This window comes from Arthrobacter sp. yr096 (assembly GCF_900108925.1).
GTDB lineage: Bacteria > Actinomycetota > Actinomycetes > Actinomycetales > Micrococcaceae > Arthrobacter.
Map to the genome: position 1 here is coordinate 66,940 of NZ_FNYI01000003.1, position 21,264 is coordinate 88,203.

Genomic DNA, 21,264 nt, shown 5'->3' on the forward strand with positions numbered 1-21,264 from the left:
TCTCTACTTTGAGTGGGCGCTGGCAGAAGCCAGCCGTTCGGCGATATCGGCGCGCAGTTCCTTCTTGTTGATCTTGCCCACCTTGGTTGCCGGCAGCTCATCAACTACCACCAGGTGTTCCGGAATCTTGAAGGCTGCAACACCGGTATCGCGTAGAAGCGTCTGGATCTGCCCCAGTGTCACTTCCGCTCCCGGCTTCACGGTGATGTAGAGGCACAGCTTTTCACCGAGTACTTCATCAGGCATCGCGATAGCGGCGGCCATAGTGACGTCCTCAATGCGGTACACCAGGCTTTCGATCTCCTCGGCGGAAATCTTTTCGCCGCCACGGTTGATCATGTCCTTATCACGGCCTTGGACAATCAAGTTCCCGTCCGGTCGCCGTTCCACGATGTCGCCACTGGCGTACCAGCCGTCGGGAGTAAATGCCCGGGCATTGGCTTCGGGTGCACGGTAGTAACCTCGGGGAGTGTAGGGGCCTCGGGTAAGGATGGAACCGGGAACCCCGTCGGGAAGGTCGTTGCCGGCCTCGTCCACGATCCTGACCTCGTCGGCTTCAGAGACAGGGCGTCCCTGCGTCGTGCAGATTGCGTCCTCGGGGTCGTCCAAGCGGGTGACATTGATGAGCCCCTCAGCCATGCCAAAGACTTGCTGCAGCGTGGCACCCAACACTGGCTTCACCTTCCGGGCGATTTCATCCGGCAACCGCGAGCCCCCTACTTGGATGACCTCCAGGCTCGCCAATTGGTTGCCACCGGTTTCCTCCTGATGCTCAATCCAGCGCTGGGCTACAGCCGGAACTGCCGCGGAGAGCGTGACGCCCTCCCGTTCGATCGCTGCGAAGGCCTTCCGCGGCTCAGGGCTGGGGAGCATCACCACGCGGCCTCCGGCGAACAGGATTCCCAGGATGCCCGGGCAGGCGAGCGGGAAATTGTGGCTGGCCGGAAGCGTGCCCAAGTAGACAGTGTCTTCGGAGACATTGGTTGGAACGGAGGTGGCCTTGATGTTGTAGGCGTAGTCGTTGTGGGTGCGGGTGATGAGCTTGGGGAGCCCAGTGGTGCCGCCGGAGAGAAGGAACAGGGCCGGCGCGTCCGGGGACGGCGCTGAAGCATCCAGTCGTGTACGGGCGCCGGCCGGGTCCGCGCCCGGTGCGAGAATCTCTTCCAGCCGCGCATTCAGAGGGTTTGCCGCGCCTGAAACAAGCACGATGTCCAGCGACGGAACGGAAGATGCGAGTCCCTCCGCTAGGGCCTGGTGATCAAAGTCCTTGATGACGTCGGGCACAGCGATGGCCCGGGACTCCGAAAGCTCCGTGAGGAAGGACAGCTCGTACTTCCTGTGCGCGGGGAGGGCCATGACTGGAACAATTCCAGCCCTGAAGCAAGCAAGCGTCAGGACGGTGAACTGCCAGCCGTTGGGCAGCTGGACCATCATGCGGTCGTCTGCCTTGAGTCCCAGGTGGAGGAGTCGCTCAGCGGCAGCATCCATGCGGTCGGCAAGTTCCGAATACGTGATCCGGACATCACCGTCCACCAAGGCGATCTTTTCCGGAAGGCGATCTGCGGTCTCATGGATGTAGCTGCCCAAACTCCGGTCTTCCCAGTAACCCTTACGACGGAACTCCGCAGCAAGGTCTGCAGGCCAGGCGACGGTGCCTTCGCTGGTGTGGCTGGTCATTTAAATGTCCTCCTCGACATTGATAACTACTGCGTCCAGCGCTATGAGACCGCTATGGGTCAGGCGCAGGGGATTGATTTCGATTTCGGCGATCGCCTGGTTGGAAACCAGCGCGTCGCCTAGCCTGACCAACAGTTCTGCCAGCGCCGATGTGTCCAGCATCGGCCCCGAACGGAAGCCGTACAAGAGTTCGCGGGCCAAGAGTTCAGCGGGCATGCCCTCCGCAGCCCGCTTGGCCAGCGGGGCGGAGCGTATGGCGATGTCCGCGAACACCTCAGCCGCGGTTCCGCCGAGTCCCAGAACAACGATCGGTCCGAAAACCGGATCGCGTCGAACGCCCACAACGAGGTCCACACCCGAGGGGGCCATGGCCTCCACAAGGTACTCGCGGGCTCCAGCGGCCTCAAGCTTTTCCAAGGCATGGTCCATGTCATCCGCGGACTTGATCCCCAGATGCACACCGCCGATTTCGGTCTTGTGAAGCACTGCGGCATCCAGCAACTTGACGGCCACAGGTCCTCCAAGGACCTTCAGCGCTTGCTGAGCGGCCGCACGCGTGGTGCACACCCGCCGATCCGGCGTGGCAATACCAAAGGCATCCAGAAGTTCCTTGGAGCGGTTTTCGTCCCATGGGCCCTGGACGTCAGGCCATTGAAGCGAGCTTGCGGGAGCCTCTGCGCGCTGGAATTGTCCACGGGAGTCGTTCACCAAGGCGGATATGCCGTGGGCAAGCGACGTAGGCCCGGTGATCAGGGGAAGCTCATGCTGCTGGGCGGACTTGCGGGTACGTTCCAGGTCCCCGTCCGGTCCGTCGACGCCGATCACGAACGGCATGGTCCGTGCAGCCCCGGAGTTGGCCACAGCCAGGGGGAGATCGGCTACTGGTTCAGTCAGGCCGTAAACGGCAACGACGTCGATTGCCGGGTCTTGAGCCACGGCGGCAACGATTTTCTCGTACCCGGGTCCGGGACGTCCGGTGTCCACCGGATTGGCCTGGAAGGTAAGCGGTGGAAGCAGCCCGCCGATAGTGTCCTGGCTGCTTTGCGACAGACGGGGCAGCGTTACGCCGGCAGTGTGCAGGGCATCAGCTATCAGCAGACCGGGGCCTGCTTGTCCCGTAATGAGCCCTACGCCGGGGTCCGGCATAGGCGAAAGCCGCTGGCCCGCCAAGGCTGTAACGGCAGCAACCAACTGGTTCTCATCCTCGACAATGACTGCACCGGCCTGCTTAAGGACTGAACGTGTGGTGCGCCAGGAGGTGGCCAAAGCACCTGTATGGGACTGGGCGAACTCCGAAACGTCGTTCCGGCCCACCACCAGTGCGACAACCGGCTTGACCGCGCTCAGGCGAGACACGGCATCTATCAGGGCAGGACCGTCCGAGACTGTTTCCAAGTGCAGGGCAACTGCCTTGGTCTGATCGTCGGTCAAGAGGTAGTCCAGAACGTCGGGCGCCGTGATATCCGTGCCGGCACCTATCCCGGCAGCCAGGCTGACGCCCGCCCCGGAACGCTGGAGATGGAATGCCAGCACGTGGTTGACCCCACCGCTGGCCGCAACCACGGCAACTGAACCCGGCTCCAGTTCAGCGACGCCGGGGACGAAGCTGGCCCGAAGGTTGCGGTGTGGGACAAAGAAACCTGATGTATTAGGCCCAAGCAGCCGGATGCCGGTTTCCCGGACAGCGGCCTCAACTTGCAGGGCGAATTCGACGCCGGGACCGCCGGCTTCTGCGAATCCACCGGCGCAGACCAAGGCGGCAGTGGCGCCGCTGGCGGCGCTGTCACGCAGGGCCTGTGCCGTGGCGGAGGCCGGAACGCAGAGAACTGCGAGATCCGGACCGCCCGGGATCGCTGCCGCGGCGTCGGCGATGGTGGTGTGCATGCCATTCTCACCCCGGCTGTTCACGAGTTCCACAGGAGCCGGGTAGGTGGACAGCGACTGCGCCATGACGGCGCCGAGCTTTTCCGGGCTGGACGAGGCGCCGACGACGATGATGCCCCGCGGTGCGAAAAGAGAGGAGAGACTATGCATTGGAAGCTCCCTCCGCGACAGCAGCTACAGCGTCAGCACGTCCGGAGAGGACCAGAGTCAGATTGGATGCCGGACCCCGGTCGTCCACGATCACGGTGGTCAGGCCGCGGCCAAGCCGGGCTTCTTCCGAGAGCAGGATGCGGGTGAACGGGTTGCCGCCGTGGATCACCACGGCAGCAGCATCGGCCGGCAGTTTCTCGAAAATTGCGGCCAGTCCTTCTTCATGGTCGGGCGCGGTGAGCAGGAGGCCGGTGTTGGCATTCGTTTTTGCCGGGTCCGTGACCAAGGTGAGGTTGTCGTCGTCGTGCTTCAGGGCGAACTCGCCGTTCTGTTCGGTGAGCGCCAAAAGACGGCCATTGAAGCGCATGGAACCTGCCGTGAGAGGCGTTTCCAAGGGCGTATTCCCGTGACGATCAAGCCAGTCCTGTTCCGCTGATTCCACCAATCCCGGGTCGCGTTGACGGATCTTGTCGATGTCGATGCTGCGGGAGAAGAAGTGGAACGTGAACTGCGTGGGTTCAAAGGAGTTGTAGTAGCGCGAAAAGTGTTCCCACCAGCTCAGGCCGCCGCGGGCCTGGTTCTGGATCTTGGCCACCTGCGGCTGGCGTTCGGCTTCATAGTTGGTGAAGGCCAGCTCAAGGTCATCCTGGTGTGCCGCCACTTCACGAACCAGCGTGATGGCATCTTCCATGGCCATCTTGGTGCCGGAACCAACAGAGAAGTGCGCGGTGTGGACTGCATCGCCCAACAACACGACGTTGTCTTTGTGCCAGGTGCGCGTGCGGCGGGTGCGGAAATTGGCCCAGCGGGAGTTGTTCGCTACCAGCGGCTCACCTGCAATGTCCTCGGCGAAGAGCTTTTCCAGGAAACGCTGGGTCTTCAGGTCTGAAGGGCCCGGAGGCTGGCTGGCATCGAACTCATCCAAACCTGCCTTGCGCCAGGTTTCTTCATCCGTTTCCACGATGAACGTGCTCAGATCGTCGCTGATCGGGTAGGCATGGACGGCGAAATTGCCGAACTCACTTTGGCGATGAACGAAGGTCAGGCCGCTGAATTTGTACGTGGTTCCGAACCAAATGAACTTGGCTGTGGCTGTTTCAGCTGAGTGGCCGAGGCTTTCGCCGAGCTGTTCGCGGGTGGAAGAGTTCGCGCCGTCGGCGCCGACAATCAGATCAAAGTCGGACAACTGCTGGAGATCCGGGACGTACTGCCCAAAACGTGTATCGACGCCGACTTCGGCTGCCCGCTCCTGCATGAGCTTGAGGAGGGTTTTTCGGTAGATGGCGGCCATGCCATTGCCGGCGAAGGACTTCTGCTCGCCCTTGAGCCAGACTTCGATGTCTTCCCAATGGGTGCCATAGTCTCGCAGGCCATCGCGGACTACGGGGTCAGCGTCGTTGATGCGGTTCAGGGTGGCGTCGGAAAACACCACGCCGAACCCGAAAGCGTCAGTTGCCTGGTTGCGTTCGAACAGTACTACCTCAGCGTCGGGGACGGTCTGCTTGAACAAGGTTGAAAAGAACAGTCCGCCAGGACCGCCGCCAATGCAGGCTACGCGAAGTGCCATCGATGCCACCTTCTAAAAATTGGAATTCAGTGAGAGAGGTCTCACCACCAATTATGTAACCAATCTAAGCGGAGCGTCAAGCTTTTGTTACATATCAGCGAATGCCGACTTCTGCCGCAACCTCGCGGCCGGGGCCGATCTCGTGGCCGAGAGTGCTGGAGACGAAGTCCGTGGCGGCTGGACCCAACTGTCGGTGCACGGCCCCGAACAGGCGGTACGCCTCGCCGCTGGGCCAATTCTCGGGCTGGAGGTCGCGTGGGAGGTAGGGATCCCGGAAGAGGAAGCGTCGGTAGTCGCCGATGATGCGCATTCGCTCCAAGAGGGCCGTTTTGCCGTCCTTTGCGGCGTTGACCGCTTGATTGTCCAACGTGCAGTAGGACTGAATGAAGTGTTCGTAGTCTTTGCCGAGTTGGTCCAGGTCCCAGCAGCGGGTAGCCAGGTCCCTGTCCTCTTGGATGTTCCCTGTGCCGCACCAGAGGGCGTCGACTTTGGCCAAAGGATTTTCGATCCCGATTTGGCGGACTTCGGCCATGAGGTCATGGGGGCTCATCCAGGTTGATGGTGAGAGCTGGCCGAACCCGTGCCATGCGAGTTGCTTCCGGAGCTGCTCGCGAACTGCTCGTTCGGATTCCGGAACCTGGTAGATGGCCATGGTCCATCTGCCCTCCCACGCCTCGTCCCTGCGTCGGAAGATCCGCTCCCGGCCGTCGTCGAGTATCTCCAGCATGTGGGGCGTGAGTGAGTAGACCGTCTCGCGGCCGACGCGCCGGGTGGTGAACCACCCCTCCTTCCGGAGCCGGGACAGGTTGACGCGCACCGTGGCTGCTTCAATATCGAATACTGCCAGTAATGCAGTGATGTCTGCGAGCTTCACTTCACTGCCGGCATAACGTAGGTAATCCCCGAAAAGATCCAGGATCACCGCTCTGGGTTTCCACTGCACGGGACTCTCCAAATCTGTGGGCCGCGCCAATGGTGGCCGGCCTAAGTGATGTGCAACAAGTATAGGTACGAGCAACACTTGGGCGTTACGCGTCCGGTCAAGATGAGATCCGGGTCGATGCTTGAAGAAACATGCAACAGTTCTCTTGACGCGCAACGAGTTAATGTTACATTTGTTTGTGGGTCAGGTCACAGTAGACCGCCATCCCATCCCTGGAACCACCACAATGTCGTGTACTTCACCTGGAGCTCCAAATGGCTTTTCAATCGCCAGCCTCAACAACGGTTACCCCCCGCAAATCCGCGGGCGTCGTCATTTTTCTCTGCTTCCTCGCCATCGTTTTTGATGGTTATGATCTGGTCGTTTACGGTGCGATCGTTCCGAAACTCCTGGCCTACGAGCCGTGGGGTCTTACTGCAGTGCAAACAGGTGCCATCGGCAGCTATGCGCTGGCAGGTATGTTTATCGGCGCCATCCTGATCGGCTATCTCACGGATATTGTCGGTCGCCGGAAGGTCATGATGGTCTCCATCGCTTCCTTCTCCCTCTTGATGCTCCTGACCGCGTGGGCTCCAACTCCCGAACTGTTTGGCCTCTTCCGCTTCCTGGCCGGCCTCGGCCTCGGTGGTGTGATTCCGACGGCTATCGCCTTGACAGTGGAGTTTTCAAAGTCGAACAGGCGCAACTTCAACAACGCACTGATGTTCTCTGGATACGCCGTGGGTGGCATCCTAGCTGCCCTGCTTTCCCTCGCCTTCCTGTCCACTTTGGGATTCCAGGGCATGCTTGCACTGGGCGGAATCCCGCTGGTTGCCGTAGTTCCATTGCTCTTCAAGCTCCTGCCGGAATCACCCGCCTTCCTCGCCGCGAAGGGGCGCCGGAGTGAGGCCGAAATGATCATCGCCGACTATGGCCTGGAACAACTGCCGCCGGAGCGTGCAGATGGCGACACACCGGCTAAGGGCAGGTTCCGTACGCTGCTGACGGGCCGGCTGCTCGGAGCCATGATCCTCTTCTGCGTTGCCGGCATCTGCGGACAGACGTTGGTCTACGGCCTGAATACGTGGCTTCCCCAACTGATGGTCATCGCCAACTACTCGCTGGCCTCATCGTTGTCCTTCCTCCTGACCGTTAACATCGGGGCCGTGGTGGGCGTTCTCGTGTCTTCCCGCCTGGCTGACAAATTCGGGCCGCGGAACGTCACTGCGATTTCGTTTGCTTGTTCCGGCGTTGCGCTTGTCCTTATGGGCACCGGCATCATGCCGCTCGTCGTCATGTATTTCCTGGTGGGAGTGGTGGGCTTCGGCTCTGTTGGTGCGCAGATCCTCGTCAACGGATTTGTGGCTACCTATTTCTCCGGCGCCACCCGGGCCACCGCTTTGGGCATCACCTTGGGAATCGGGCGCATTGGCGCTGTCCTCGCCATCTCCGGTGGCGGCGTCCTGGTGGCAGCCTCACTGGGGAACTTCATCAACTTCTCCATTTGGGCCATCGCCGCTGCCATAGGTGTGGTGGCCGTGCTGGCCGTGCCAAGGAGTTCTCCGCATGGGTCCGACGCGAAAGCAGGCGGAACTGCTGCGACAGTATCCGACAACCCTGTTGCGCATTGAGACGACAGTGCCCGGCCGTCAAGAGCATCCGTGCCCGAGACCTCATACTAAGGACTGACGTGTTATGTGCGACGTGATCTCGCAATTTTCCGGAGTTTCAAGAAGATCGCTGCTTGGACTAGCTGGAGTCGCTGGGGGAGCGGCCCTGGTCTCAAGCATGACGGCACCGGCTGTTGCGGCCGGGGATTATATGAAGGATCTGGGCAACGCCCGTGACTATCACACCAGACTTGCACTTCTAGGTACTGCTGCTGGAAGGACCTTTTGGGGTGGGACGGAGCGACAAGGAATTTCTTCCGCGCTGGCAGTGGGTGATGCCGTATATCTGATTGATTGCGGAGACGGTTGGGCCCGACGTTACCTTCAAGCAGGCTTGGGTACCCAGAAGGAATTTTCCGGCCTGGAGGGACTAGAGGGCGTGTTCATTACCCACATGCACTCAGACCATCTGATTGACTACCCGTCACTCCTAATCTTCGGCTCGACTGATGGTCTTGCCGTGCGCAAGAAGCCTGTCCAAGTGTTTGGCCCCGGAAGCAGGGGGAAGCTCGTGCCACTATCACCGAGCGCTACGGACACTCCGCCGGTAATAAATCCCGAGAACCCGACCCCCGGGATCTCCGATATGACTGAGTATGTCTACCAGGCATACGCGGCTGACTTAAATGACAACATGAGGGACAGCCTCAAGCCGGACCCGCATACATTGATCAACGTGTCTGAGGTCGTGGTTCCGCCTGGGCTGGTCGTAAACCCCGACGTCGATCCGGCGCCGCCAATGGAGCCTTTGCATGTATACGAAGACGAGAATGTCCGCGTGACGGCGACACTTGTCAAGCACCCCCCGGTTTACCCCGCGCTTGCCTACCGCTTTGACACGGCCGAAGGATCCGTCGTCTTCTCTGGCGACACTGCCTACTCGGACAATCTCATACGCCTGGCCCAAGGCGCGGACATATTGGTGCACGAAGTCATTGACCCCCGATGGGTGGAGAGTCTGTTCCCTTCACCGCCTACACCTGCCCAGGAGGCGAAGATCCATCACCTGATCAACTCTCACACAAGCATTGAGGAAGTTGGCGTCGTTGCCGAGAACGCTGGAGTAAAAACTCTAGTGCTCTCGCACCTAGCGCCGGCGGACAACCCCAAAAACCGCTGGTTGGAGGCAGGACGTTCTTTCTCAGGGAGGCTCGTTGTCGGTGACGACCTGATGCAAATCGGCATCGGGAAGCGACGCAGGTAACACCAACGCCGGCGCCCGGCAGATCGCTTCGGCAGCGCTACGACACAGCAATTCAACCAACGGATAAATAAGGAGATACCTTGCAAACGCAACTCATCATTGACAACGAGCCCCGCAACGGACGCGAAGGAAAGACGTTTGAACGGCGGCACCCGGTGACTGGGGCGTTGGTGACGGAAAGCGCTGCTGCGGGCGTAGACGATGCGCTGGATGCCGTGGAATCGGCGTCGAAAGCATTCACTTCCTGGTCCACCACTGGACCCAGCGAACGGCGTGCGGTCATGTTGAAAGCCGCCGAAATCATGGAGCGTCGCGGGCCCGAGTTTATCGAGACCATGATGTCCGAAGTTGGCGCCGCTGGTCTTTGGGCTGGTTTCAACGTCTTCCTGACAGCCCAGCTTTTCCGTGAGGCAGCAGGCCTTGCCAGCCAGATCCAGGGCGAAACCCTCCCCACCGATAAGCCCGGAACCCTCTCCATGACCGTCCGTCAGCCCGCAGGCGTGGTACTCAGCATGGCACCGTGGAATGGAGCAGGTGTCCTCGCCGCGCGCGCCATCGCCTACCCGATCGTCTGTGGAAACTCGGTAGTATTCCGGGCCTCGGAGACCAGCCCGAAGACCCACGCCATCATTGCCGAGGTCCTGCATGAAGCGGGGCTTCCGGCCGGTGTCCTGAACTTCCTGACCAGCACCGCGGAAGACTCGGATCGTGTGGTGGAAGCAATCATCGCGCATCCGGCAGTCCGGCGAATCAACTTCACCGGATCCACCACGGTGGGGCGCATCATCGCTGAGAAGGCTGCCCGCTACCTGAAGCCGGTTCTGCTGGAACTCGGCGGCAAGGCTCCGTTCGTGGTCCTTGATGACGCCGATATTGATGGCGCAGTCAATGCTGCCGTTTTTGGGTCTTTCCTGTACCAAGGCCAGATCTGTATGTCCACCGAGCGTTTCGTGGTGGATGAGAAGATTGCCGATGAGTTCGTCGGAAAGTTCGCTGCTCGGGCAGCTCAGTTGGGCGCCGGAGATCCGCTCACCGACGAGACCTGCATCGTTGGCCCCATGATTCGGGAAGAATCCGGTACCCGCATCAACGGACTCATTGACGACGCACTGGCAAAGGGTGCTGAACTCGTAGTGGGGGAGCGCGCCAACGGCGCCTCCATGCCCGCCACTATTGTGGACAAGGTCAGCCCGGAGATGTCCATCTACGACCAGGAAACCTTCGGTCCCATCACTACGGTAGTCCGCGTCTCCGGCGTCGAAGAAGCTGTCCAGGTTGCCAACGACACCGAGTACGGGCTGGCAGCGGCAGTCTTCGGCAAGGACAGCACCCGGGCCCTGCAGGTTGCCATGCAAATTCAGGCAGGTCACGTGCATGTCAACGGTGCAACAGTGCAGAACGAGGCCCAAGCTCCTTACGGCGGCATGAAGAACAGTGGCTACGGCCGATTCGATGGACGGGCAGTCATCAACGAATTCACAGAACTCAAATGGATCACGGTGGAGCAGTCCGACCAGCAGTACCCCTTCTAAAGCCAGCCCCGACGTAGAGAAAGACAGACCATGCAGGTAACCGCAGCAGTGGCCAGAGAGCCGCACCAGCCGCTCAGTATTGAGGACCTCGAACTCGACGAACTCCGACCTAACGAAGTCCTGGTCAAAATGGTGGCATCAGGTGTGTGTCACACGGATGCGATTGTCCGCGACCAGGTGTACCCCACTCCGTTACCCGCTGTCCTCGGGCATGAGGGTGCCGGAGTTGTTGAGCGGATCGGCAGTTCAGTAACCACCGTTCAGCCCGGCGACCACGTACTGCTCGCAGCTGCCTATTGCGGCAAATGCGATCGCTGCCGGTCTGGAGAGATGGCATACTGCGAAAACCTTTTCGCGGCGGATTTCGGTGGACGTCGACCTGACGGCACCACAGCGCTCAGCAAGGATGGAGAAGTAATCTCCTCACACTTCTTCGGCCAGTCCTCCTTCGCCACGTACGCCAACGTCGTGGAGGAGAGCGTGGTCAGGGTTGGGGCTGATGTCCCGCTGGAGATTGTTGCTCCGCTGGGCTGCGGCATCCAGACGGGCGCCGGCGCAGTTCTGAATGAACTTAAGCCCCGGCTGAACAGTACGCTGGTGGTCATCGGGACCGGCGCCGTCGGTTCCGGTGCCATCATGGCCGGATCCGTTGCAGGCTGTGCTCGGATCATTGCTGTGGACATCCACACGTCCCGCCTCGATCTCGCCAAGGAACTTGGCGCGACGGATGTCATCAACACCACTGAGCAGGACCTGACTGAGGAGATCCTTCGCCTCACTGACGGGCGTGGGGCTGACTACGTCGTGGACACAACGGCGCGTCCGGAATTGCTTCGCCAAGCGGCGGATGCCATCGCGCTGCGCGGAACCCTCGCACTGGTAGGTGCTGCCAAGCCCGGAACGGAAGTCACGTTCGAGATCGGCCTTTCGTTGGTCAAGGGGTGGACTTTCAAGACCATCATTCAGGGAAGCTCCGTGCCGCAGGTCTTCATCCCAAAGCTCATTGAGTTGTGGAAGGAAGGCAGGTTCCCCATGGACAAGCTGATGCAGAACTACACCTTGGACCAGATCAACCAGGGGTTCGAGGACTCCGCCAAGGGGCACGTGATCAAGCCGGTCATTGTGTTCTAGGGGAACCTGAACCATCCGGGGCGGTGAACCACAAGTTCGCCGCCCCGGTGACAGGATTTTCATTGCCAGGGGTAATACAGATAGAAGCGGACGACGGCGGGTGGACACCCGCCGTCGTCCGCTCTGCTCGCAAGGCCCTGCCCGTCATGGGTTCAGATGACGTATCCGTTGGCTTGGAGGATGGCGTCCAACCAGGGGACCCGGTTGGTGAAGCGTTTGGTTTTGCTTGGCGAAGTCCATCGGTAGGTGTCGTGTTCCCAGTCGATCCTTAGGCGGCGATTTTTTGTATGGGCTACGTAGGTGTGGATTCTCCAGGCTTGGTTTCGTGCATCATTGATGACTAAGTCGGGTCCCTTGCGCAGGCTGTGAAGGTCTTCGGTGCGGAGACCTGTTTCTTCGAAAAGTTCGTCGATGACTTGTCGGTGTGCTGGTGTGTTTTCTTCTACATACCCAGTGATGCAGTGCCATAAGCCTTGATCGTGGCTGAGGAGATGACTTCGTTTGAACAGCGCTATTTTTCCCCGCCATTCCAGGACGACGGCCACCACGGTCCTTGACAGTGGAATGGCAGGACACACTTCCATGGAATGTTGGCTCACTCAGAATCCTCGGGGGCACGGCGCATCAGTGCGAAGGAGATGATGGCCGCGAGCGCCATGAAACCTGATGCCCATTGAAAGGCGAGCACATAGCCGGCAACGGCTGCAGCGGAACTAGCCTGACCCTGGGCAGCAGTTGCGGCGGCACCCGCCGCAAGGGAACTGAGAAGGGCGGTTCCTACAGCCCCTCCCACTTGCTGCGAAGTATTGACTACGGCCGATGCGATACCAAGGTCTTTTGGTTGCACGCCATCAGTGGCGAGCACTATGGAGCAGGTAAAGGCAGTGCCCGTGCCAAGCCCGATCAAGAGGCTCGCAGGGAGCACGACTGTTGGGTAGGTGTTATCGGTCGTAATCCCGGTTAGCCACAGTAGGCCCGCGCCGCTGACTAAATAGCCCGTTCCCATGAGCATTTGCGTAGGGATCCTGCGCATGAGCCTGGGGCCGGCAAAGCTGGAACCGATGATCAGGCAGAGCACTACCGGGAGGAAAGCTATACCGCACCACAGGGGTGTGAAGCCAAGAATTGACTGCAGATAATAGGACAGAAGTAGGAACTGGGTGAAGAGAACGGCTGACGCCAAGGCTCCGCTGAGATATGCAGAACCGCGGTTGCGGTTCAGGAGCACGTGCAGGGGAAGCAGTGGAGAGCCGGCGCGGCTTTCTATGATGGCGAACGTTGTTAGCAGGGCGAGAGCGGCAACGATTGAGCTGATAGTGGAAACGTGTCCCCAGCCCATGGTTTCGGCTCTGCTGAATCCAAACACGAGGCTTGCCAGGCCGGCTGAGACCATCAGGAGTCCGGAGATATCCAGCCGATCCGCTTGGGCTTGAGCACGGGGTTCTTTTATGTAAATGATCCTGCCGGCGAGTGCCGCTGCGGCGAAGAATGCGTTCACCAATAGGGTCCACCGCCATGATGTGAATTCTGTGAGGGTGCCCCCGAGGAGCATGCCGATGCCACCCCCGGCGCCGGCCACCGCGCTGAATACGCCAACAGCTCTGGCCCGTTCACGCCCCTTGGCGAAGGTGAGCGAAAGTAGGGTCAGGGCCGCCGGGGCGAGAATTGCTGCGCAGGCACCCTGTGTAACACGTGCCGCAATGAGGAACTCAATGGTGGGGGCAAGTCCTCCGAGCACCGAAGCCGCCCCGAACCCCAGCAGTCCTATGGTGAATGCGCGTCCATGCCCCCAGCAGTCCGAAAGGCGTCCGCCCAGGAGTAGCAAGGCACCAAATGTGAGGCTATATGAGGTGATGACCCATTGACGGCCGTCGTCGCTGAACCCGAGGTCCTGTTGGGCCTGCGGCAGGGAGACGTTCATGATCGAAGCATCGAAAACTACCATCAGCTGGGCAAGGGAAATAACGACCAGCGCTATCCAGTGACGCTTAGTGGCGGGATCGGTGGTGAGTGTTCCTGATATTTCGGTCATGTGGCGTCTCCGGGAGGATGTGACTGCGTTTTCTGGACCTAGTGGTGTGGATAAGGGTGTGTCTCCCGACTGCGATGACGCTGAGCAGTCGGGAGACACACACTGAATTAGTCCGTGGTCTGCAGGTGCCGGTACTGCCCCTTGAAGAACAAGAGCGGTTCGGCTTGACCCGCGTCAGCGCTGATGAGTTCGTTGACAGCCCCGACAACTATGAAGTGGTCGCCAGCTTCGTACTCAGCGTGAATGGTGCAATCGATCCAGATCAGGCTGTCTGCCAAGATCGGATTTCCGCTTGATGTCGGTTCCCAAGTGATACCAGCCCACTTGTCCGTTCCTGAGCGGGCAAATTGATTTGCGATCGAGTGCTGGTGGTGGGCCAGCACGTTGACGGCGAATTTCCCGGTACTGCGGATCCGAGGGTAAGTGGTTGAGGTCTTCATGACACTGAATGAAATCAGCGGCGGTTCGACTGAGACGCTGTAGAAGGATTGGCAGGTGAAACCCAGGGGCTCGCCATCGTCGTCACCTGTGACAATGGTCAGCCCCGATGCGTAGTGTCCCAAGGTGTCACGGAAGCGGCGTGCGTCGATGCTGGATGCGTGTTGGGCGAGCTGTGAAGAAGTGTTCATCGTTAGTACCTACTTACTGGGGATGAGGGTGCTGTAACGCACACCGATTTCGGGTTGGAAGGTGATGCCGGTGATGCCTGGGACGCTGACGATGGACCGGCCGATGGTTGCGATGGGAAGGAACGAGGCGTCGTCGGCGGCGATCTCCTGGATAGTGCGGTATGCCTGATCGCGTTCCGCCCCGGGAGCCTGCGCCGCCCAGGTTTTTTGCAGTTCGTCTACCTGGGGGACAGCGAAATGAGGGAAATTCAGGACGCCTTTAGAATCTGCCCACAGATTTGTGGGTGCCTTGGGATCCTCCAAATAGACAGAAATGTTGAACAGAATCATGTCTGCGGCAGGTGTTGCTGCCTGACCCGATCCCCTGGCGAGGATTGATGACAACACCGTGCTCGTTGTCTGGGATTCAAGGGTGACGTTAATGCCGATTTTTCCAAGGGCATCCTTGATAAGCAGGGCTGCGGATTCATAGGTTCCTGACTCGTTGCTGTATTGCAGAGAGATCGACACCTTTGGATTTCCAGCCTTGTCCATGAGTTGTTGTGCCTTCTGGGCATCGCCGTACTTTTCCCACGCCGGTGCATAACCCGAGGCATGAGGACTGACAAAGGAGAGCGACCGCTGTGCGTCGCCGAAGTACACCTGCTCTACGATTTTGTCGTAAGGAAGAGCGTGCGCAATTGCTTGGCGTACCAAGGGATCGGCAAGTGGACCGGTATCTGATGCCAACTGCAGCTCAAGATAGTTCTGTGTCTGCGCATGCACTGCGCGGAACCCGGAGTTACGGAGGGAGTTCACATCCTTTGGGGTCAGTCCGTATAGACCAATGTTTACCGTGTTGCCCTTGAGCAGGGAGGCGACATTGGCGTCATTGACTACGTTGATCCGAACTGTGGAGAAAGCAGGTGGCCCGCTCCAAACATCGGGAACTGATTTTAACGTCAGATTTTGTCCTGGGGTTCGGCTCTCGATGAAGTAGGGTCCGGTGCCGGCGACGTTTTTGGCAAGCCAATCACCACCATCCGGGTCGGTGGGCGTGGCGTGGCCCAGCGCCACCGACGAATCGATGATGCCGTACGTTGCAAACCGCAGGGCAGCGATGGAAGCCGGAGAGGCAGGAACCGGATTCCCTTGGGCATCTGTGTAGTGCAAGGCAACGGTGGACGTATTTACGATTTCGATTTGATCGGCAGAGTAGATGCCACTGCCGTTCAATTCAGGCCCGCCAGTTGCGCCAAGGTTTCGTTCAAGGGAGAACTTAACGTCAGCGGAGGTCAAGGGGTTTCCGCTCGGGTAGAACTTCACGGTGTCGCGAAGATCGAACGTGACCGTTGACCCGCTGACAGTCCAGCTTTCGGCTAGCCCCGGAGTAATTCCGATACCTTGAGCGACCTTGGAGCCGTCCTCTCCGTCCGTGTATTCGTAGCCGACGAGAGTCTGGTAAACGTTCATCGAAACTTCGTTGTTCTGATCCGTTGCCGACCAGGCTGGATCGAGCGTCGTGGCGTCGTTTGGCCATGCGACAGACAACGAATCAGGAGCCGATGCCGTAGGCGTCGACGTCTGGGGGGTGCATGCGGTAAGTGTGATCGCTACTGCTCCGGCCGCAAGCGCGGCCATGCCTGTGAGGGCCTTGACACGTAAATTGGGCATGGGGTTCCTCGGGTGGGTGTGTTGGGGGCTTTGTTTTTGGGGGTGGGCGCGTCAGGGGTTGATGACGTGGCAGGCGGCGCGGTGGCCGGAAGCAACGGTCAGCAGCATCGGCGTTGCCTCAGTACAGGAGGCTTGAGACATGGGGCAGCGACCGGCCAGGACGCAGCCTTTGCGGTCTCCGATCAATTTCGGAGTTTCCCCCGTTAACCGGACCTCCCTGACAGGTTGCGTGAGGGCAGCTACGGGTGAGGCGTCCCGCAATGCCTTGGTGTAAGGGTGGCGGGGGTCTTTGAGGACGGCATCTGCGGGACCTTCTTCCACAACCCGCCCCAGATACATCACCATGACCCGGTCCGCCATATACTGAACCGCTTCAAGGTCGTGGCTGATGAGTAAATAGGCCATTCCAGTGCGGTTTTGCAGGTCGCTGAGGAGGTCGAGGATTTGGCGCCGCGTCGAGACGTCCAACGAGGCTGTGGGCTCATCCAGGATGATGACTTTCGGCTCGACGGCAATTGCACGTGCAATTCCAATCCTTTGCCGTTGTCCGCCACTCAGTGCCCGCGGAAGCCTGTGTGCTATTGACTCAGGCAATTCGACGAGCCGTAGCAGGTCGGCTACGCGTTCCCGTCGCTCGGCGGCGTTCAAGCGGGTGTGCAGCCGCAAGGGCTCATCAAGTATGGCGCCGATCTTCATTCGTGGGTTGAGGGAGGCATGCGGATCCTGAAAGACCATTTGGATGTCTGCGTATGCTTCGCGAGCCGAACGGCGTGGGGCTGCCGGCCCAATATCGTTGCCCGCAACCACGATGCGCCCCGTATCCGGATCAGTCATGCGGACTATGCACCGTGCGAGAGTGGACTTGCCTGAACCGCTCTCGCCCACCACTGCCAGAGTCTCTCCCGGTCTTACGGAGAAGGATATGGAGTCGACGGCGATGATCTCCCCATGATCTACGGGAAAGGTTTTGCGCAGGCTGTCTACTGCCAAGCTGGGCGCCGTCATCATCGCGTCCGTTCCTCTCCGAGCCTGCTGGCAGCGATGAGCCGCGCCGAGTACTCGTGTTGTGGGTTTTCGAAGAATTCCTTGGTAGTTGTCTGTTCGAGGACACGCCCCGAATGCATGACCACCACATTGGAAGCAATTTTCGCTACTACGCCGAGATCATGGGTGATGAGATACGTCGTAAGGTTCTCTTCAGCGGTGAGTTTCGCAACAAGGTCGATGATTTCGCTCTGGATTGTCACGTCCAGGCCGGTTGTGGGCTCATCAAGGATCAAGCACGATGGCCGACGCACCAAGGCCAAAGCCAGTGCTACCCTTTGGGCCATTCCTCCTGATATCTGATGTGCATACTGACGCATGCGTTGCTCGGGTTCGGTGACTTGTACTGATTTTAAGGACGCAACTGCAAGTCGGCGGGCCTCTGCCCGGCCTATTTTCACGCCCAGCCGGGCAGCGTCCTCAAGCTGGCGGCCAATTGTCATGACAGGGTTTAGAGATGCCTTTGCATCTTGGAAGACCGTGCCCAGCAGCTGTCCTCGCACGGATTGCATTTGTTTGTCGGTCCAGGCGGAGATATCTTTGCCGTCCACCACAATCCGGCCAGCGGTGCGCTTGAATCCGTGGGAGTTCAGTCCAAGCACGCTCAGGGCCGTCAATGACTTTCCACTGCCGGTTTCGCCTACGAGGGCGGTGACCCCGGCCCGCGGTACAACGAAGGATACGTCATGAAGGACCGGGACTTCGGAGCCGTCACGGGTGCGGAACACTCCGCTGAGGCCTTCTATGAGAATGTGTGGGGATTTTGCCGCTGACTTCACGATTTGTGCTCCCTGTCGGTCAGGCCATCGCCCACTAGATAGAAGGCACAGGCGAGGATGATGATGGCAACCCCCGGGAAGAGCGAGATCCACCATGAATCGATGTCGTTTCGGCCAGCGGCAATCATGGAGCCCCACTCGGGACTGCCAGGCTCGATCCCTACGCCGATAAATCCAAGGCTCGAGATAATGATGGCCACCCACGCTGCGTTAACCGCTGCGAAGGAAATGAGGGGGCTAAGAGTGTTCGGGACAAGATGACGGAGGAGCACCCCTGCCCCGGAATGGCCCACCATGCGGGCCGCATCTGCATATTCCATAGTCTTCTGGCTGAGCACTTCGGCCCGGGCCAACCGGAGGTATCCGGGGATACCGACGATCATGATCACGATCACAACGTTTGTTATTCCAGGCCCGGTGGTAACGACAATGAGCATCGCGAGCAATAGAGGCGGAAAAGCCTGGAGTATCTCCACCAGGCGCATCACAATTGTGTCGAAGATGCCACCCACGAAACCGGTCACGGCGCCAATCAGGCCGCCGGCGAGGAAAGCAAGCCCCACGCTGACCAGAGTGACGCCAAAGTCTGTCGCGGTTGCGGCCAACGTCTTGGAGAAGATGTCGGCGCCGACGGCGTCGGTGCCAAACCAATGCTGGGAGTCAGGTGGGGAAAAGGGGACGCCCACGCCTGTGGCTTGAGGATCGAAGGGGGTCCAGACCTGTCCGATCAGTGCGACAAGGACCAGTGCGCCCATGAGCAGCAGACCAAGAGTCAGCGGAATATTGACACTGGTGAATTTGATGCGTTGGGATCTACGACTGGGGGCGGCTAACGTTACCGGACGATCTAAGTGGTTCATGAGGTTCGGATCCTCGGGTCAGCGAGGCGGTAAGCGACATCTACCGCCGTGTAAATGAGCACGTAAAGGATGGCTGAATAGAGCACGAAGCCCTGCAAAGCCGGAAAGTCCGATTGCTGGATGGCGTTGAGGGCGTATTGGCCCACGCCAGGCCAGCCGAAGACGCTCTCAACAAGCACAGCACCCGCGAAGGCGAAGGCCACAGCGTTGGCGATCATGGTGATAACTGGAAGTACGGCATTTCTGAGGGCATAGCGGAAATGGACCACGGAGTTTGGGAAGCCAAGCGCCCTGGCATTTCGCACGTACTGGCTTTCCAGCGCCCCAACCATGGCGGTTCGGGTAACGCGGGTGATAGGGGAGAACACCCCGAACATCAGAGTCACTACTGGCAGGACCAGGTGCGTGATGGCAACACCCGCTGTTGACCATTGGCCGGAGAAAGCAGCATCGAGGACATACCAGCCAGTCAAAGCTGGTGGTGGGGCGACACCAAAGGGCAAGCGGCCGATGGGTCCCGGCAGGATTCCCAGACTCACGAAGAAGAGTGACAGCAGCACGAGGCCAAGCCAGAACTGTGGCATGGCCAGTGCGGCGACCGTCAATGCCCTGATGCTGTGATCCAGGAAGCGGTCACGGTGTACTGCCGCCACCACACCCAGCAGGATTCCCACGATGATGCCGATCACCAGGGCCGACGTCCCGAGCTCCAATGTTGCGGGCAACCGCGATGCCAGGTCGTCGGCGACGGGCCGTCCCGTCATGAACGATGTGCCCAAGTCCCCTTTTAGCAGGGACTGCAGAAAGCGCAAATACTGATCCCAAAGTGACTGGTCAAGCCCCAAGTCATGTTCGATTGCGGCGCGTATCTCAGGGGTGGCATCCGCTGGAACGAGGAGAGTCGTGGGAGAGGGGGAAACTATGCGGGATAGGAAGAATGTCACCGTGACAACGCCCCAGATGACGAAGACGGCTCCCGCGGATCGGATGGCTATTGCCCGGACGAGGCGCCCCTTGGAGCCTCGCCGGGGCTGTGCTGGGGGAGGATCCACAGCCAGCGTGGGAAGAGCGAGGGAAGTTGCGGTACTCATGGCGCGGTTGACACGGGAGTCTTTTGCCCGGCCCTGAACGAGGCGCCGCGGTGGTCGTCACGCAAATGTCTCTGGCCAAGACCAAAAAGCCGTTCCCGAAGGGTTTCTTCCTCGTACTCTTCGCGGAACAGGCCCCGTTCACGCAGCCTTGGCAGCAGGTGCTCGAAGATGTCGTCGTGCGTACCTGGACTGAGATGGGACTCAATCATGAACCCGTCGATGCCGGTCTCTGCGACGTAGTCCGTCATCTGTTCCACTACCTCGTCAGGAGTGCCCGCCAGGATCAAGCCACGAAGGCCTCGTGTGCGGAATTCCGCGAGGATCTCGCGCACTGTGGCGGCAGGGTGGTCTTGTGTGGCTTGGTATCGGTCAATATTGGACTGCCCAACCTCGCTGGTCATTCCTTCCAAGGTGGAATCCGGATCCAGGTCAAGGAGATTGATGCCGGTATTGAACGCGAATCTGACTGCTCCAGCCACATCCGATGAGTATTCGGCGAGTTCTGCTGCCTTGAGGCGTGCCTGGTCTGGATCAGGGTCGGTGAGCAGCGTGACGCCGACAAGAATCTTGATCGAGTCACGGTCTCGGCCGGCTGCCTCCGCCCTGTCACGGATGTCCTTGACGTTGGCGGCAACGGCCGGAGCGGTGGTGCCTTGGAGGAAGACGCACTCGGCGTTGCGTGCTGCGAACTCCTTGCCACGTTCAGATGTGCCTGCCTGAAAAAGCACTGGGGTGCGCTGGGGGGTCGGCTCCACAGTAAACATGCCATGGCAGGAAAAGTAGGGTCCGACGTACTCCACGGGGTGGACCATGGAAGCATCGGCATAGACCCTTGCTTCCTTGTCCGCTTTTACGGCTCCGTCTTGCCATGCACCTTCCCACAGAGTGAGGCTTAGGTCGACGTAATCGTCGGCTACGGCGTAACGGTCCGAGTGCTTGGTTAGATCGAGTCCGAAGAGGGCAGAGGCTGTGTCAGCAGAGGACCCAGTCACGATGTTCCAGCCCACCCTGCCGTTGGAAAAATGATCCAGGGTAGCGAAACGGCGGGCATTGGAGTACGGCAGGTCATAGGTCGTTGCGCTCGTCAGCACCAGCCCTATGCGCTCTGTCGCCGCCGCCAGAGCAGACACCAGCACCAGCGGATCCGACCGGGAGAGGTCGGCGTCTTCAATGGCTGCCTGCGGTACCACTCCGTTGAGGGACGGGTAGCCGAAGGAGTCGGCAAGGAAGATGAAGTCCAATTTTGCCGCCTCGGCACGCTGAGCGAGCGAAGTCCAGTAGGTCAGGGATCGGTAATTGACGGTGGTGTTGTCGGGGTGGCGCCAGCTGTTTCCGGAGGTGCCGTTCGGTGTCACTGTTTGGAACAACCCGAGGATGAGTGGTTTCACGCTAGTCCTTTCTTAGGTCACCGCGTTGGTAGTACCTAACAGTGAGGGGGC

The 21,264-nt window shown here is 59.8% G+C and carries 17 protein-coding genes; 4 read left to right on the forward strand and 13 right to left on the reverse strand.

Annotation, left to right across the window (positions count from 1 at the left end):
- Window positions 1-3 precede the first annotated feature (3 nt).
- The 4 genes from BMY91_RS08335 to BMY91_RS08350 form a co-directional block, all read right to left on the reverse strand.
- Window positions 4-1,677, reverse strand: coding sequence for a (2,3-dihydroxybenzoyl)adenylate synthase (locus BMY91_RS08335; RefSeq protein WP_090820829.1), 1,674 nt, complete (start codon window positions 1,675-1,677; stop codon window positions 4-6).
- Window positions 1,678-3,711: an acetate--CoA ligase family protein gene (locus BMY91_RS08340; RefSeq protein WP_090820831.1), complete on the reverse strand. Its 2,034-nt coding sequence runs from the start codon at window positions 3,709-3,711 to the stop codon at window positions 1,678-1,680.
- Window positions 3,704-5,278 carry an FAD-dependent monooxygenase gene (locus BMY91_RS08345; RefSeq protein WP_090820833.1) on the reverse strand — a complete coding sequence of 525 codons (1,575 nt, stop codon included), beginning with the start codon at window positions 5,276-5,278 and terminating at the stop codon, window positions 3,704-3,706. Before BMY91_RS08345 ends, BMY91_RS08340 begins: the two co-directional genes overlap by 8 nt.
- A 94-nt stretch (window positions 5,279-5,372) precedes the next feature.
- Window positions 5,373-6,221 carry a PaaX family transcriptional regulator gene (locus BMY91_RS08350; RefSeq protein ID WP_090820835.1) on the reverse strand — a complete coding sequence of 283 codons (849 nt, stop codon included), beginning with the start codon at window positions 6,219-6,221 and terminating at the stop codon, window positions 5,373-5,375.
- A 254-nt stretch (window positions 6,222-6,475) separates the two neighbouring features.
- Between BMY91_RS08350 and BMY91_RS08355 the strand changes: the two genes are divergently transcribed.
- From BMY91_RS08355 to BMY91_RS08370, 4 genes are all read left to right on the forward strand, one after another.
- Entirely contained in the window at window positions 6,476-7,831 is a 1,356-nt protein-coding gene (locus BMY91_RS08355; RefSeq protein ID WP_090820837.1) for an MFS transporter, read from the forward strand.
- Between the two features lie 64 nt (window positions 7,832-7,895).
- Entirely contained in the window at window positions 7,896-9,074 is a 1,179-nt protein-coding gene (locus BMY91_RS08360; protein ID WP_090820839.1) for an MBL fold metallo-hydrolase, read from the forward strand.
- 80 nt (window positions 9,075-9,154) lie between these two features.
- Window positions 9,155-10,606 carry an aldehyde dehydrogenase gene (locus tag BMY91_RS08365; protein WP_090820841.1) on the forward strand — a complete coding sequence of 484 codons (1,452 nt, stop codon included), beginning with the start codon at window positions 9,155-9,157 and terminating at the stop codon, window positions 10,604-10,606.
- A 30-nt stretch (window positions 10,607-10,636) separates the two neighbouring features.
- Complete coding sequence (locus BMY91_RS08370; RefSeq protein WP_090820843.1) at window positions 10,637-11,737, forward strand: NAD(P)-dependent alcohol dehydrogenase; 1,101 nt, start codon at window positions 10,637-10,639, stop codon at window positions 11,735-11,737.
- A 152-nt stretch (window positions 11,738-11,889) separates the two neighbouring features.
- Here the strand turns inward: BMY91_RS08370 and BMY91_RS08375 are convergent, their stop codons facing one another.
- The 9 genes from BMY91_RS08375 to BMY91_RS08415 all read right to left on the reverse strand — a co-directional run bounded on the left by BMY91_RS08375 (window position 11,890) and on the right by BMY91_RS08415 (window position 21,213).
- Complete coding sequence (locus tag BMY91_RS08375; RefSeq protein ID WP_090820845.1) at window positions 11,890-12,336, reverse strand: NUDIX domain-containing protein; 447 nt, start codon at window positions 12,334-12,336, stop codon at window positions 11,890-11,892.
- Window positions 12,333-13,769: an MFS transporter gene (locus tag BMY91_RS08380; protein WP_090820847.1), complete on the reverse strand. Its 1,437-nt coding sequence runs from the start codon at window positions 13,767-13,769 to the stop codon at window positions 12,333-12,335. Before BMY91_RS08380 ends, BMY91_RS08375 begins: the two co-directional genes overlap by 4 nt.
- Window positions 13,770-13,876: 107 nt before the next feature.
- Window positions 13,877-14,398, reverse strand: a complete 522-nt coding sequence (locus BMY91_RS08385) for a flavin reductase family protein (RefSeq protein WP_090820849.1) — start codon at window positions 14,396-14,398, stop codon at window positions 13,877-13,879.
- Between the two features lie 9 nt (window positions 14,399-14,407).
- Window positions 14,408-16,051: an ABC transporter substrate-binding protein gene (locus tag BMY91_RS08390; RefSeq protein WP_090820850.1), complete on the reverse strand. Its 1,644-nt coding sequence runs from the start codon at window positions 16,049-16,051 to the stop codon at window positions 14,408-14,410.
- 51 nt (window positions 16,052-16,102) lie between these two features.
- The gene (locus BMY91_RS08395; protein ID WP_090820852.1) at window positions 16,103-17,059 is read right to left on the reverse strand and encodes an oligopeptide/dipeptide ABC transporter ATP-binding protein; all 957 of its coding nucleotides are present in this window, start codon (window positions 17,057-17,059) and stop codon (window positions 16,103-16,105) included.
- Window positions 17,056-17,874 carry an ABC transporter ATP-binding protein gene (locus BMY91_RS08400; RefSeq protein WP_177179875.1) on the reverse strand — a complete coding sequence of 273 codons (819 nt, stop codon included), beginning with the start codon at window positions 17,872-17,874 and terminating at the stop codon, window positions 17,056-17,058. Before BMY91_RS08400 ends, BMY91_RS08395 begins: the two co-directional genes overlap by 4 nt.
- Window positions 17,871-18,734, reverse strand: a complete 864-nt coding sequence (locus BMY91_RS08405; RefSeq protein ID WP_090820855.1) for an ABC transporter permease — start codon at window positions 18,732-18,734, stop codon at window positions 17,871-17,873. Before BMY91_RS08405 ends, BMY91_RS08400 begins: the two co-directional genes overlap by 4 nt.
- Window positions 18,731-19,825, reverse strand: coding sequence for an ABC transporter permease (locus BMY91_RS08410; RefSeq protein ID WP_090820857.1), 1,095 nt, complete (start codon window positions 19,823-19,825; stop codon window positions 18,731-18,733). The genes BMY91_RS08405 and BMY91_RS08410 overlap by 4 nt, the downstream gene beginning before the upstream one ends.
- Window positions 19,822-21,213, reverse strand: coding sequence for an NtaA/DmoA family FMN-dependent monooxygenase (locus BMY91_RS08415; RefSeq protein ID WP_090820859.1), 1,392 nt, complete (start codon window positions 21,211-21,213; stop codon window positions 19,822-19,824). Before BMY91_RS08415 ends, BMY91_RS08410 begins: the two co-directional genes overlap by 4 nt.
- Window positions 21,214-21,264: the final 51 nt, after the last annotated feature.

What these genes read in the sequence shown, in the direction of transcription:
- BMY91_RS08370 (WP_090820843.1), top strand. Translation starts at nt 10,637, where the DNA reads ATGCAGGTAACCGCAGCAGTGGCCAGAGAGCCGCACCAGCCGCTCAGT.
- BMY91_RS08395 (WP_090820852.1), bottom strand. Translation starts at nt 17,059, where the DNA reads ATGATGACGGCGCCCAGCTTGGCAGTAGACAGCCTGCGCAAAACCTTT.
- BMY91_RS08340 (WP_090820831.1), bottom strand. Translation starts at nt 3,711, where the DNA reads ATGCATAGTCTCTCCTCTCTTTTCGCACCGCGGGGCATCATCGTCGTC.
- BMY91_RS08345 (WP_090820833.1), bottom strand. Translation starts at nt 5,278, where the DNA reads ATGGCACTTCGCGTAGCCTGCATTGGCGGCGGTCCTGGCGGACTGTTC.
- BMY91_RS08385 (WP_090820849.1), bottom strand. Translation starts at nt 14,398, where the DNA reads ATGAACACTTCTTCACAGCTCGCCCAACACGCATCCAGCATCGACGCA.
- BMY91_RS08335 (WP_090820829.1), bottom strand. Translation starts at nt 1,677, where the DNA reads ATGACCAGCCACACCAGCGAAGGCACCGTCGCCTGGCCTGCAGACCTT.
- BMY91_RS08405 (WP_090820855.1), bottom strand. Translation starts at nt 18,734, where the DNA reads ATGAACCACTTAGATCGTCCGGTAACGTTAGCCGCCCCCAGTCGTAGA.
- BMY91_RS08390 (WP_090820850.1), bottom strand. Translation starts at nt 16,051, where the DNA reads ATGCCCAATTTACGTGTCAAGGCCCTCACAGGCATGGCCGCGCTTGCG.
- BMY91_RS08355 (WP_090820837.1), top strand. Translation starts at nt 6,476, where the DNA reads ATGGCTTTTCAATCGCCAGCCTCAACAACGGTTACCCCCCGCAAATCC.
- BMY91_RS08380 (WP_090820847.1), bottom strand. Translation starts at nt 13,769, where the DNA reads ATGACCGAAATATCAGGAACACTCACCACCGATCCCGCCACTAAGCGT.
- BMY91_RS08410 (WP_090820857.1), bottom strand. Translation starts at nt 19,825, where the DNA reads ATGAGTACCGCAACTTCCCTCGCTCTTCCCACGCTGGCTGTGGATCCT.
- BMY91_RS08360 (WP_090820839.1), top strand. Translation starts at nt 7,896, where the DNA reads ATGTGCGACGTGATCTCGCAATTTTCCGGAGTTTCAAGAAGATCGCTG.